This is a genomic window from Roseobacter insulae (assembly GCF_019375555.1).
GTDB classification, from domain to species: Bacteria; Pseudomonadota; Alphaproteobacteria; order Rhodobacterales; family Rhodobacteraceae; genus Roseobacter; species Roseobacter insulae.
Genome location: NZ_JAHXDN010000001.1, coordinates 115,950 through 129,030 on the forward strand (window position 1 = coordinate 115,950; position 13,081 = coordinate 129,030).

Here is a 13,081-nt window from a genome sequence, read left to right on the forward strand (position 1 = left end):
AGGCCAACCACAATCCGCATGGCTACTCCTGGGGAATGACGCGCAACCCAAGCTCCATGAGCTGATCGCTCGTCGGGTCGGAGGGTGCCGCCATCATCAGATCCTCGGCGCGCTGGTTCATCGGGAAGAGGATCACTTCGCGGATGTTGCTCTCTTCCGCCAGCAGCATCACGATGCGGTCAATGCCCGCCGCACATCCGCCATGGGGCGGCGCGCCGTATTGAAACGCGTTGACCATGCCGCCGAAGCGTTTGCGCACTTCATCCTCACCATAGCCGGCGATCTCGAAGGCTTTGAACATGATTTCAGGCCGGTGATTCCGGATGGCGCCCGACACGAGCTCGTAGCCGTTGCACGCAAGGTCATACTGGTAGCCCAGCACAGACAGCGGATCACCGTCCAGCGCCGCCATCCCGCCCTGCGGCATCGAAAACGGGTTGTGCTCGAAATCAACCTTGCCGGTTTCAGCGTCTTTCTCGTAGATCGGAAAATCCACGACCCACGCAAAGGCAAACCGGTTTTCATCGGTCAGGCCAAGCTCGGCACCGATCACGTTGCGCGCCTTGCCTGCGATGGCTTCGAACGTCTTGGGTTTGCCTCCCAGGAAAAAGGCCGCATCTCCGACCTCAAGTCCCAATTGCTGTCGGATCGCCTCTGTCCTTTCAGGACCGATGTTCTTGGCCAGAGGCCCGGCGGCCTCCATGCCGTTGCCCTGATCGCGCCAGAAGATATAGCCCATACCGGGCAAACCTTCTTTCTGAGCAAAGGCGTTCATCCGGTCGCAGAATTTGCGACTGCCGCCCGTCGGTGCGGGGATCGCCCTGATCTCGGTGCCGTCCTGCTCCAGCAGTTTGGCAAAGATGGCAAAGCCGGAGCCCGCGAAATGGTCAGACACCACCTGCATCTTGAGCGGGTTGCGCAGGTCCGGTTTGTCTGAGCCATACCACAGGGCCGCGTCCTTGTAGGAAATCTGCGGCCAGTCCTGATCAACCGTCTTATCGCTGCCGAACTCTTCAAAAATTCCGGTCAGGACGGGCTGGATCGTGTCGAATACATCCTGCTGCTCGACAAAGCTCATCTCCATATCCAACTGATAGAAATCGGTTGGCGAGCGATCGGCGCGCGGGTCTTCGTCGCGAAAGCACGGTGCAATCTGGAAATACTTGTCAAAGCCAGAGACCATCAGCAGTTGTTTGAACTGCTGGGGGGCTTGCGGCAGCGCATAGAATTTGCCGGGATGCAGCCGCGATGGCACCAGAAAGTCGCGCGCGCCTTCAGGACTGGAGGCCGTGATGATCGGAGTCTGATACTCGCGAAAGCCACCATCCCACATGCGGCGGCGAATCGAGGCGACCACGTCTGACCGCAATGCCATGTTGGCCTGCATCTTCTCGCGGCGCAGGTCGAGATAACGATACCGCAAACGGGTTTCTTCGGGATATTCCTGATCGCCGAACACCTGTAGCGGCAGTTCCGCAGCAGCCCCGAGCACCTCGATATCGCGCACGAATACCTCGATCGCACCGGTGGGGATCTTGGGGTTCACCAGCGCGGCATCCCGCGCCTTTACTTCGCCGTCAATCCGGATGCACCACTCTGCGCGCACCTTTTCGACGTCGGCAAATACCTTGCTGTCGGGGTCGCACAGCAGCTGCGTCATGCCGTAGTGATCCCGAAGATCGATGAACAGAACGCCACCATGATCTCGCACGCGGTGCACCCAGCCCGACAGCCGGACGTTTTCGCCCACGTTATCGGCGGTCAGATCGGCGCAGGAGTGGCTGCGATAGGCGTGCATGTGCGTTTCCCTTCAGGGTCATAATTCGCGCCAGATACACCTTTTGGGTAAGGGGAAGTCAAGGCGTGCAGACACAGAATTCAAGGGCATTTGGCAGGGTGACACCGCGAAACCCATACATTCTTGCGCGCATCTTGCCCGGCCGTGTCTTCGCGACCCCGGGTTTGAGTGTCTCTGCGGCTGCACGCAGGCTTCGAATCCGACACGCGGCTGCTAGGATGGCAGTGACGGCACAGCGCTTGGCCCGCTGGCATGCGGTGCCGCCTGCCGCCGATGCGACGGGCAGAGGGCCGATGCCCCCCCCGGCACTTGGCCGAGAATCGGCGTATTTGAGCGGGAAGAACCGCGAGGTGGTGACAGACATCCCAGACCTGACATGGCTCCGGACAGGAAGGGCGAGCCACCCTTGTCACTCTCCATGAACGCTGACGCTTCTGAGCCGGGTGCCATGTCACGGCATGTGCCGTCGGAAGCAGGGGGGCTTCATGTTTCTCACACGCTAAGGCATGTAGTCGCCGTTCTGGTAGCGCATCATGTCAAAGCGCAGCGTGCCTTTGAGATAGGCGAGTGCCTGCGCCCTTTTTCGGGCCGACAGCAAATTGAGCGGCGAAGTGATCTTGGCCAAAGCCCTGAGCACGGCCCGCAATCCGGGCGCAGAAATCCCGTGTCGTCGTTCAACGTACATCCGCGACTGCGCAATGAAGTACGCCTTGAGAGCGGCGCCCTTGATGGAGCTGCCCGACGACTTTCCGCCCAGATGCGATACGGTAGCCCCATGCTCTATCCGCAGTGTCCAGCCTGCCTGCCGCATGCGAAACACCAGATCGTCATCTTCGTGGTAGAGAAAGATTTTCTCATCAAAGCCACCAACCTCGTCAAACGCCTGTTGCCGGCAAAATAGCGCCGCACCGGTCAGGATATTCACCTCGACGCTGTCCTTGTTGCCAGCTTCGGCATAGCGGCGGTCAGTGTATTCCGATGGCGAGATCAGCGCCGACCGGCGATCCAGCCGAAGCGCGCCGCGCCGGTTCAGAATGGCCGGGTTCATCGCGCCCGCTTTGGGATGTTTCTCTGCTGCCTCAACCAACAGGCGGCAGCAATCGGGTGTCAGCGTCGAATCCGGGTTGCAGAAGAAGACGAACTCCTTGTCATTTCCCTCTGCACCCCGATTGCAGGCCGTCCCGAAACCGCGGTTTTCCGGCAGAGCAATCACCTTCGCTCCCATCGCCGCCGCGATATCGCGCGAGGCGTCCTCGCTGTTGTTATCGACCACCACCACCTCGATGCCCTTCGGGACGCTGGCGAGAAAGTCGCCGATGACTTGCGCGCTGTTGAAGGCGACGGAGACTATTCTGATACGATCATGCATGGGAACCTGACGACTGGAACTACGGCCGGGCCTGAAGAATACCCGTGAACACCGTCAGGCACCAGCCCTCCTGTCGGCCTTGCCGGGACAACCGGGCGTGCCGGTTGTCCCGGCGGTATTGTCATCGGCCAGTGTGATGGCTTTCCTGCAGTTTGTAGACGGGGGTATCGATCCCTTCCATGCGGGCCTTCAGTTGCAGCGCCAGAAACTGCGAGTAGTGGCGCGACTGGTGCAGATTGCCACCGTGAAGCCACAGTGCCTCCTGCTGCGTCGGTTTCCACATGTTGCGCTGCTCGCCCTCCCACGGACCCGGATCTTTTGGCGTGTCCGATCCAAGGCCCCAGACCTTGCCCACCTTATCCGCCGTTTCCTGACCGACGAGATCAGCGATCCAGCCATTCATGGAACCGTACCCGGTGGCGTAGACAATCAGGTCCGCCTCGAGCCTGGAGCCATCTTCGAACACCACGCCGTCTTCGACCACTTCGCTGACCTGTCCGGCCTTCAGCTTGATGTCACCATCGATCACCAGCTGGCTGGCACCGACATCAATGTAGTAGCCGGACCCGCGGCGCAGATACTTCATGAAGAGGCCAGACCCATCGGCGCCCCAATCCAGCTGGAACCCTGCCTTTTCAAGTCCGGCATAGAACTCCGCGTCGACTTCCTTGATCTTTTCGTACACCGGAATCTGGAATTCGTGCAGAATCCTGTAAGGCAGCGAGGCAAAGATCAGGTCAGCTTTCTGCGTGGTCATGCCCGCTTCGACCGCGCGCTCGGAGTAGAGGTCACCCAGACCGATTTCCATCAACGGTTCCGACCGGACGATATGGGTCGAGGATCGCTGCACCATCGTCACGTCCACGCCCGCTTCCCAAAGGGCGGCGGAAATATCATGCGCCGAGTTATTGGACCCGATCACCACCGCCTTCTTGCCTTTGTAGGCGTCCGGCCCCGGGTGTTTGCTGGAATGATGCTGATCACCTTTGAACCGGTCCATACCGGGGAAGCTAGGCACATTTGCCTTGCCTGACATGCCGGTTGCGAAGACCAGTTGCCTGGGTTTGAGCGTGACCTTCTTACCATCGCGGTTCACGGTCACCGTCCACTCCCTGCTGGCCTCGTCGAATTCGGCGTGTTCGACGGTGGACCGGGTCCAGTAATTCAGCTCCATGACCTTGGTGTACATTTCAAGCCAGTCACCAATCTTGTCTTTCGGAGAAAACACCGGCCAGTTCGGAGGAAACGGGAGGTATGGCAAGTGGTCGTACCAGACCGGATCATGCAGGCAGAGCGATTTGTAGCGATTGCGCCAACTGTCCCCGGCACGGTCGTTTTTTTCAACGATGATCGTAGGCACGCCCAGTTGGCGCAGGCGCGCGCCCAATGCGATGCCGCCCTGTCCGCCCCCGATGATCACGGTATAGGGTTGGGTCTTGTAGCCCAGCTCCGCCTGCTCTCGCGCACGCTCTTCGGCCCAGGTCAGGCGCCCCTTTCCCGCACCGTGTTTGGCGCCCAGGGGACGCTCGTAGCCCAACGGCTCCTCATGCCCCTTCAGTTCTGTCATCGTCGTCAGCAACGTCCAGATCAATCCGTCCTTCAGACGGATAAGGCCGTAGCCGCGTGCGACATTGGTCTCAAACGAAATCCACGCCGTGATCACCCCACCGTCTTCCGTGGCCATTTCGCCTTCCGCGATGCGCCACCCGGTTGGCCTTGTGGCGGCCAGTTGCGACTGAAGCATGTCGCGCACCTGGTCCTGACTTTCCATCGTCCTGATGTTCCAGGTGAAACTGACCAGGTCACGCCAATAACAATCCGTCTGAAACATGTTTACGGCGGCGTCGATGTCCCCGCTTTCCAGGGCCTTCCCAAACGCGTCCAGCACCTGTTCCACGTGATCGTTTGTGGTTTTATCGAGCATTTCTTTCGTCCTCCTCCGTTTCGCAAATCGGGGTCGAGGACATATCACGCGCGACGTGCGGATCAGCACATCGGAGCGTTCTGGCACCGAAGCTGTGGTGTGGTTCGCCTACGTCCCCCAACCCGATCAACCCTAACGATAGCGCCGGGTTTCACCAAAGACTGATTTTCGATGTTCTGAGTAAGGCAATTTGCTGCCCAGCGAGACGCTACAGGGCGCGCAGCCGGTGACGCTCCAGCAACGCGACCAGCATTTCCTTGGATTGCTGACGATGCGCGCGATGTGTGGACCGTGCGGTTTCCGCATCGCCCTCCTTTATGGCGCGGTAGACAAGCCGGTGCGCTTCGTTCGATTTCACGGGTTTGGGACGCATGAAGAGCGTCACGGCGCGCGCCCGGCGCACCTGATCCCGCATCATGCTCACGATTGACACGACGCGCTGGTTGCCGCCAAGGCGCACCAGTTCGATGTGGAACCGATCATCCGCATCGGCCCATGCCTCCAGATCGTTAACGGCAATCGCGACATCCATATCGTCAATTGCGGCCGTCAGTTCAGCGAGGTCCGCATCGCGATACCCGGCCCGCGCGGCCTCTTCGGCGGCCAGACTTTCCAGCTCTGTCAGCACGTCGTAGATTTCGCGCATGTCGTCCGGCGACACCGGCAGAATGCGCACGCCCTTGCGTGGCCGTAATTCCAGCAATCCCTGCGCTTCGAGGGTCAGGACAGCCTCGCGCACCGGTGTGCGCGACATTGCAAGGCGCTCGGCCAACTCGGATTCCAGATGATCCGACCCCGCCGACAACTGCCCCGAGAAGATCATGCCGCGCAACTCACGCAGGGCGCGTTGCGCGTTGGATACCGATTTACGCTTGTCTGCGGCCAAGGATGCTCCTCACACGGACACTGACAGGATGCGCCGCGTTCTCTGGCCCGCAGATGGCCCCAAATCATTTGAAATTGCAAGATTTTACGCAGCGATCAGCGATTGCGCCCTGGCATCGGCGCGGTCTGCCTGACCGTGATCGCCCAGTCCTTTGAACGCCCGGGCGACAGCGCGCCAGTTCTGCGCGGATGTCGGTTTTATACCGGTGCGTTCGTTGGCAAGCGCGAGGGCAAGGTCGAACTGCCGGGCCCGCAACGCGGCTTCAAGCAATGTCCAGCCGATGATATCACGCTGGGCGTAGCTTCCGCCAAGGCGGTGGGTCATGTAGCGGATTGGCAACAGCCGGTCGACGCAGCCCGCGTAATTCTCTTTGTGGAAATCCTGCATCGCCAGACAGAACGGCAAGCCGATTTCCCGCGTCATCGCGACATTGGCATCGGAGGCATTCTCCAGATAGCGCTCATTCGCCGACAGCAGGGCCTTTTGCGCATCTTCACGGTCATCGGACACGAAGGTGAGCATCGCGTGCACATCGTTGAAGGCATAAAGGGTATCCTGCGCGGCAGGTTCCCACTTGTTGGCGAGGTGGGTCCAGCGATCACCCGCGTCCTGCCCCACCAGATTCATCCGCCATAGCAGGGCCGCGGCATCCAGTTCCTCGTACTTGTGGCCATCCTTGTTCCGGGAATCGAGATGTGTATCGAAGATGTCGTAGACCTGATCGTATTGCTCCAGATCAAGGTGATACAGACCCGTGTGCCACCAGAGATGATTGGCGAAATTCGACGTACCCCAGGTTGCCGCATGGTCCCGCATGAACCGGATGCCACCGGCCTGCCGCCCGCGCATTTCCATCACGTGGCTGACGGTGTGAACCGCGTAAGGATTATCCGGTCGGATCGACAAGGCGTGCCGGGCCATCTCTTCGGCGCGCGCGAAATCGCGGTTTTCTTCCAAGCCGAAAGAGTAAAAGCCCAAGACAAATTCGTAACCGGGGATGCTTTCATCCCATAGGTTAAAGACACGCGCGACCACATCGCGCTGCCCGGGAACGTCGCCCAGCAACACCATCGTGTAGTGGATCAGCTCCAGCGCCAGCAAATCCATCGGGTAACGCGTGAGCACCGCTTCCCACTTTTGCACCGCGCCAAAGAAATCGCCCTCAACCCAGGCCTTGACGGCCTCAAAGTGACCGCGTTCGCGCTCATTGCAATGCGGAATCAACCGCTCCGCCTGCGCGAGAGAGGCCAACATCGAGTCATAAACGCGGGTCTCCATGGCTTGCGTCAACCAGCCAGCCCTGAACAGCCAGCCCATCATGAAATCGGGGTGTTCCTCGAGCACGCGGTCAATTTCGGCAATGGCATCCCCGCGAAAGGACAGGGACATCAACACGGCGCTTTCCAACCCGTCTATCGCCCGGTGATCCGGATAAGATACGGGCACGCCGCGCACATCCTTGAACACCATGGGCGATTTTGAACTCTTTACTTGCATCTACGACGCTCCTTGCGGACTCTGGATGGCGCATCGTAAATCGTTCTGCCGGAAAATTGCAGAGTGTAAGCGCGTCTTCACGCAAAAACTATCGCGCACCGTTACGGCGCTTTAACAGCATTGCCGGCTAGCGAATAGCCATCACGTGTCTGCGGTGTTTTCATGCCCAGAACCCGCCCCGCCACAAGGTTGCGCAACATTTGAGCAGTACCGCCACCAATCGTGAACATACGCGCATCGCGCACCATCCGCTCAATTGGCGCGTGGCGGGAGTACCCTTTCGCCCCGTGCAGCTGAAGCGCATCGTTCGTCACCTTTACCGCCATTTCTGACGTAAAGACCTTTGCCTGCGCGGCAAGCATCGGGTCGGGAAAACCAGAGGGCTCTGTTTCGGCACTCAGCGCCGCGCGCCAGATCAGCATGCGGGCAGCGTCAATCTGAATGGACATATCCGCAAGCATCCACTGCAGACCCTGAAACTCCGCAATGGGCCGGCCGAATTGAGCACGCTCCTTGACATGATCGCGGGCGGCCTCGAACGCTCCTTGCGCGATCCCCAGCGCCACCGTCGCCGCGCCCACGCGCTGCGCATTGTATGCATTCATCAAGCCTGCAAATCCGTGTTCGATACCGTCGGGCGGTGTCACCAGCCGGTCGAGTGGAATTCGCATATTCCTGAGGTTGATAACCGTCTCCGGAATGCCGCGCAGACCCATCGTGGGTTCGCGCGCGCCCACATCCAAACCCTCTTCGCCCAGAAACGCGATGAACCCGCCGATACCCTGGCAGAGGCCATCCTCCACAACCTGCGCAAAGATGAGGTGCAGTCGCGAGACACCGCCACCGGTGATCCAGTGCTTGGACCCGTTCAGAACCCAGCTGTCACCATCGCGCACCGCGGTTGTGATCATCTCGGATGCGGCGCTGCCCGCACCGGGCTCGGTAATGCAGATGGCGGGCTTGTCGCCTGACAGAACGTGCCGGGCCGCCATTTCCTGCTGACCCTCGCTGCCATATCGCAGGATTGCCCCCACGGCGCCCATGTTCCCTTCGACAACGATGCGCCCGGACACCCCGCAGCACCGCGCGATTTCCTCCACCACCAGAGCGACCTCGAAACAGCCATGACCGGGCCCGCCCAATGCCTCGGGCACCGACATACCCATGAAACCCGCCTCGGTCAGACTGCGGACGACCCCTTCCGGATAGGTTTCGGTCAGGTCCGTTTCAGCGGCCTGTGGACGAATGATCGTCTCTGCCAGTTTCCGGGCCCGCGTCTGTAACGCCTGCTGCCCCGTGCTGAGGCGAAGCGACGGCGCATCCGGTAGGTGTTTATCGAGCATCTGCAGGTTCCGTTTTCGACGATAGTGCCACAGTACATCGTCAGAAAATAAAAACGTATCGAGAAATTCTTGCGATTTACTTGAGATAACCTGACGTTAAACGGCAGCAAGAAACGTCGCAATCAGAGGGTCAGAGAGACCACCCGCCGCCACAAGGGCGCCGACATCACGCACGAAGGGCGGTGCCCCGAAGCTCACCGACCGCAGACCCGGCCAGACACCCGGAGCGCCACGGCAATGAGGCACGATGGACACACCCAGACCTTCGCGGACCATCGCCGCAATCGCGTCGAGTGAATCGATTTCCATCGTTGCCTGCACGCGAATGTCACGCGCTTTGAGTTCTGCTTCGATACCACTCCCCGCCCAGGTTTTCCGATTGAACCAGATGAAAGGCTGGGTGGTCAGCAAGGTTTCATCGTTGCCTTCAGCTTCTTTCGGCGCAATGACGACCATCGGCTCATGGGCAATCAAGTGCCACTCCAAGCCGTTGATTGGCTGCGGCGGTTTGGTACAGATCACGATGTCCAGATCACCTTGGGCAAGCTGTTCGGCAAGGCTGTCGGAACTGCCGCTGTGCACATCGAATGACAGATCGGGGTGCAGGGTCTTCAACTCCGCCAGCGCCCGGGGAAGAAAACTGCTCAGAACGGTTGGCACCGCACCGATAACGAGTTTTCCGCGAACCAGCTGGTCATGCACGATGTCTTCCGCCGCATCAAAAAGCGCAATGATCTTGCGTGCATGATCAGCAAGGGCACGACATTTCACCGTCGGCATCGGCGGGCGCACAAGCCGGTCAAACAGGACAACGCCGAGCTCTTCTTCAAGGCCCTTGATCTGCAAACTGATCGCCGAGTGGGAGCGCCCAACCGCATCACCTGCGGCGGCGAATGACCCACCGTCCACGACAGCGATGAGAATACGCATCTGCTGAATGTTCATCTAGGAAAAGAGCCAACTGGTTGCCATTCTCAGGCTCGTTCCATCACTTCGACCGACAGTATCGTCGGTAAATGCCTTGCGATTTCCCGCCAGGTATCACCTTCGTCGGAGCTTTGGAACACCGACCCGGTGTTCGTGCCAAAGTAGACGCCCGCCGGGTCCCGCTCATCACCACCCATTGCCTGCCTCAACACGGTGAAAAAGCAGTTCTCCTGCGGCAAACCGTTCCGCAGGGGTTCCCAGTCGCCCCCACCATTGCGGGACCGCCACACCGCTGCCGCCGCCTCCGGGGGGAACCGCCCGACGCTGTCGCCGTTCAACGGGATCGTCCAGATCGTATCGGGATCGGTGGGATGAACGCGGATCGGAAACCCGAAGGTCGAGGGCAGGCCTGCCGTGATGTCCTCCCAACTTCGCCCGCCGTTCAACGACTTCCACACGCCGTGATGGTTTTGCTGGTAAAGAATGTCATTTCCACCGGGCGCCCGCATGATGTTGTGCACGCAATGCCCGGTCTCTCCGTCTTTCGGTGCCGCGGGGTGATCGTGACCCTCGCAGGCCTCGGCATTGGACAGGCGGTTGCGCCGCACCCATGATTTTCCGGCATCTTCCGTCTCAAAGACACCGGCGGCGGAAATGCCAACCCACAGCCGATCGGGATTTTTTGCATCAGGCACAATGGTGTGCAGCACCAGTCCCGCGGCGCCGGGGTTCCAGCTGTCGCGCGACGGGTGATCCGTCAGACCGTTCACACGTGCCCAGGACTGCCCACCGTCCCGGCTGGCCAACAGGCAGGCCGGTTTGGCGCCAGCATACAGCGTTCCGTGTGCGTAGCCCAGCGACCAGATCTGCGAAAACTCGTCCGCAAAAGGCGTGTCAGGTTCTGTCCAGCCAATCATCTTGGCAAACTCTGCATCCTGCTGTGCCCAACTGTCCATGGTTCCCGTTGTCAGGCGTGACAGCGTCCAGCTTTCCCCCATGTCCCGCGAACACCAGACACCCGCCCCATGCCAATCGCCACCGCCGCCCGCCCAGATCGTCCCAGTGCCCGGATCGCCGACAACGTGATTGATCGGCCAGCCATCGCACAGGGGCCCCATGATGGACCACCCGTCGCGCTTTTCGGCTGCTGAGAGGAGGAAGGCACCTTTCGTGGTGCCAAGCAGGATCACAATTGAGCCAGAAGTCATATGCACAACTTTCCAAGTTCCTGACCCATATTACGCTATTTTTCGATCCACAGATAGCATGACATCCGGCAGCCCTTCCCAAGACAGTTGCAACCCTGGAATACCACTTTGCCCGAGAAGGCTCGCAAGGGCGCATCACCTTGCCCGGCAAACATCGATCATTCTCTGGCAAACGTGGCATCACGCTACCCGCCACGCGGCGGTCGTCCCGAGCCCAAGGCTGGCCTGGAAGTCCCGGTTCAGGGCGTCGGCGGGTGGAATTTCACGCTCCCGACCTGCGCGAGAATCGAGCAATGCCTCGATTATTCCGGCCCCGTTCCAGCCAGCGGAGTGCCATATGTAATTCACCCCGGACAACCAGACCGACATTATGTTTGTGGCACTTTCGTAACCGGCCTGCGCGTCAAAGGTCTTTGCAGCGCCCAAGATGTCGGAGGTACGTCAAGGCACGCCATGGTGACGTGCCATCTGGCCGGTCGTCATGTTCATCAGGCTGATCTCGGGCCTGTTGGCGCCGCCCAGCACAAAGGCGAGCCCAAAACCGGCTGACGCATAATCAATTCCCTGCCGAAGAGGATCGCACACATAACCGTCAGGTCTTCGGCGTTCTTCGGGATTGTGGTCATACCCATGAATGTCTTGTCGGAATGCTGCATCGACGAACAGGAGCTGCGCAGACGGCGTTGGCTGATCAGGTGATCGTAGGGTTCAACGATGTGATGCGCGGCGACGTGAATGGCGGGCAGCATCCGGCTGAGCTTTTGAAAATTCGGCAGGTCCTCCGGCACGTGGTTCCGACTGCATCACGCTCATGCGACATGCCTCCTTTCAGGAACGCGCCCGCGGTGCCCCGGCCGGAATAGATTGCGGCCGGGGGTGGTGGTGTTGCTGCGTCACTGAGAGGCCAAGCAGCACAGGGCATCACACTGGTGAAGCGGGGCACAAGAATGCGCTCAGCCCGCATCCTCGTGCTCCTGCAAGGAAGTGATATCCAGCGGAAGAGGATCAGGACGCACGTATTTTGCCATCTGGTCACGCGACAGATCCCCATGCTGCAGGGTCAGGTCGATCACGAGCGATGGCTCTGGCAAATTCGCCTTGCGGTTCCTTCAGGTCCGCGACCTGCCGGCTTGTTCTGTTTTCCGCCGCCTGCTTCGCGATGCTGGAAAACACCAGTGACGCGGTTTGAAAACAGACCCGCATCATGGACAGGTCCATCGAGACGGCCGTTGTGCCCCGGTTCTTTTCGAACGGCACATAGCCGTCCCCGGCACGACGATGCAGCACCTCGCGCAGGGGAGAGCGCAACCCCAAAGAACTCCGACCGCGCGATATCCTGAGACAGGATCCGCCTGCGCAGATCAGCGACATAAAGGGATCTGTTATTTGCAATCATTTTGCCTCCCGAAAGTTGCATCAGAAATATGATACAATCTCAGGCAATGGCGTTTCAGCGGGCGCGTCGCAGTCTTTATGATCAGGATTGCCACCGCGCCCCGGAGTGCGACGTCACGGGAAAGGCGACAGGCAGATGCCCGAGCGCTGTGGGTCAAGACTGCAAGTTAAACCCGTGCCATCACCTTGAGGCATTTTATGGCACTGGGATCGCTCTGCTTAATATGGCCAGAGGATTACGTGGTGTCCGACTTTTCGGAATGGGCTTTCTCAAACAGGCGCTTGCTGCGTTCACCGGAGGCACAATAGGCCAGGATCGGTTTGGGCAGCGTGTCCAGAGCCTCCAGGAAGCTACTGATTGTCTCGGGCGAGGGCCCCTCGCGCGGGACAGGCAGGTAACAACTCACCATCTCCACATTGTCGGCCGCCTGCGCTATGGCAGCGAACAATTGCTGATCCTGCGTCTCGCCATCGGGCCTGTTGCACATCACGGAACGAAAGCCCAACGCGTGGATCAACGGCAGATCATCGGTTGAAATCTGTGCGGTCACACAAAAATCCTTCGAAAGTCTGGTCGTCTCCATTGCCGTCTCCCGATCCCGCCGTTGTGATTGCCATGAGCAGGCGTGCCCGGAACGCGATGAAGAATGCTGGAACCGTCTCAAAACGCTCCGGGCGGTTTTGACGGTCAGGGCGGAAAGCATCCCGCTCACGTTCCGTCACCGCGCAGCATG

12 protein-coding genes are annotated in these 13,081 nt (G+C 59.8%); all 12 read right to left on the bottom strand.

What is annotated here, in order from left to right; genetic code table 11:
• Positions 1-22: 22 nt before the first annotated feature.
• The 12 genes from aspS to KX928_RS00590 all read right to left on the bottom strand — a co-directional run bounded on the left by aspS (position 23) and on the right by KX928_RS00590 (position 13,051).
• Complete coding sequence (gene aspS, locus KX928_RS00540; protein WP_219497761.1) at positions 23-1,798, bottom strand: aspartate--tRNA ligase; 1,776 nt, start codon at positions 1,796-1,798, stop codon at positions 23-25.
• A 499-nt stretch (positions 1,799-2,297) separates the two neighbouring features.
• Positions 2,298-3,167, bottom strand: coding sequence for a glycosyltransferase family 2 protein (locus tag KX928_RS00545; RefSeq protein WP_219497764.1), 870 nt, complete (start codon positions 3,165-3,167; stop codon positions 2,298-2,300).
• A 121-nt stretch (positions 3,168-3,288) separates the two neighbouring features.
• Entirely contained in the window at positions 3,289-5,091 is a 1,803-nt protein-coding gene (locus tag KX928_RS00550; protein ID WP_219497766.1) for an NAD(P)/FAD-dependent oxidoreductase, read from the bottom strand.
• Positions 5,092-5,299: 208 nt separating this feature from the next.
• Positions 5,300-5,977 carry a GntR family transcriptional regulator gene (locus KX928_RS00555; RefSeq protein WP_257883461.1) on the bottom strand — a complete coding sequence of 226 codons (678 nt, stop codon included), beginning with the start codon at positions 5,975-5,977 and terminating at the stop codon, positions 5,300-5,302.
• An 84-nt stretch (positions 5,978-6,061) separates the two neighbouring features.
• Positions 6,062-7,474: a tetratricopeptide repeat protein gene (locus tag KX928_RS00560; RefSeq protein WP_219497768.1), complete on the bottom strand. Its 1,413-nt coding sequence runs from the start codon at positions 7,472-7,474 to the stop codon at positions 6,062-6,064.
• Between the two features lie 101 nt (positions 7,475-7,575).
• The gene (acdA, locus tag KX928_RS00565) at positions 7,576-8,817 is read right to left on the bottom strand and encodes a 3-sulfinopropanoyl-CoA desulfinase (protein ID WP_219497770.1); all 1,242 of its coding nucleotides are present in this window, start codon (positions 8,815-8,817) and stop codon (positions 7,576-7,578) included.
• Positions 8,818-8,913: 96 nt separating this feature from the next.
• Positions 8,914-9,747: a LysR family transcriptional regulator gene (locus KX928_RS00570; RefSeq protein ID WP_219497772.1), complete on the bottom strand. Its 834-nt coding sequence runs from the start codon at positions 9,745-9,747 to the stop codon at positions 8,914-8,916.
• Positions 9,748-9,791: 44 nt separating this feature from the next.
• Positions 9,792-10,952, bottom strand: a complete 1,161-nt coding sequence (locus KX928_RS00575; RefSeq protein WP_219497774.1) for a beta propeller repeat protein — start codon at positions 10,950-10,952, stop codon at positions 9,792-9,794.
• Positions 10,953-11,132: 180 nt separating this feature from the next.
• Entirely contained in the window at positions 11,133-11,378 is a 246-nt protein-coding gene (locus KX928_RS24205; protein WP_308342019.1) for a trimethylamine methyltransferase family protein, read from the bottom strand.
• 62 nt (positions 11,379-11,440) lie between these two features.
• Entirely contained in the window at positions 11,441-11,740 is a 300-nt protein-coding gene (locus KX928_RS24210; RefSeq protein WP_308342021.1) for a trimethylamine methyltransferase family protein, read from the bottom strand.
• Positions 11,741-11,984: 244 nt separating this feature from the next.
• Entirely contained in the window at positions 11,985-12,323 is a 339-nt protein-coding gene (locus KX928_RS00585) for a GntR family transcriptional regulator (RefSeq protein WP_219497776.1), read from the bottom strand.
• Between the two features lie 260 nt (positions 12,324-12,583).
• Entirely contained in the window at positions 12,584-13,051 is a 468-nt protein-coding gene (locus tag KX928_RS00590) for a protein tyrosine phosphatase family protein (protein WP_308342242.1), read from the bottom strand.
• Positions 13,052-13,081: the final 30 nt, after the last annotated feature.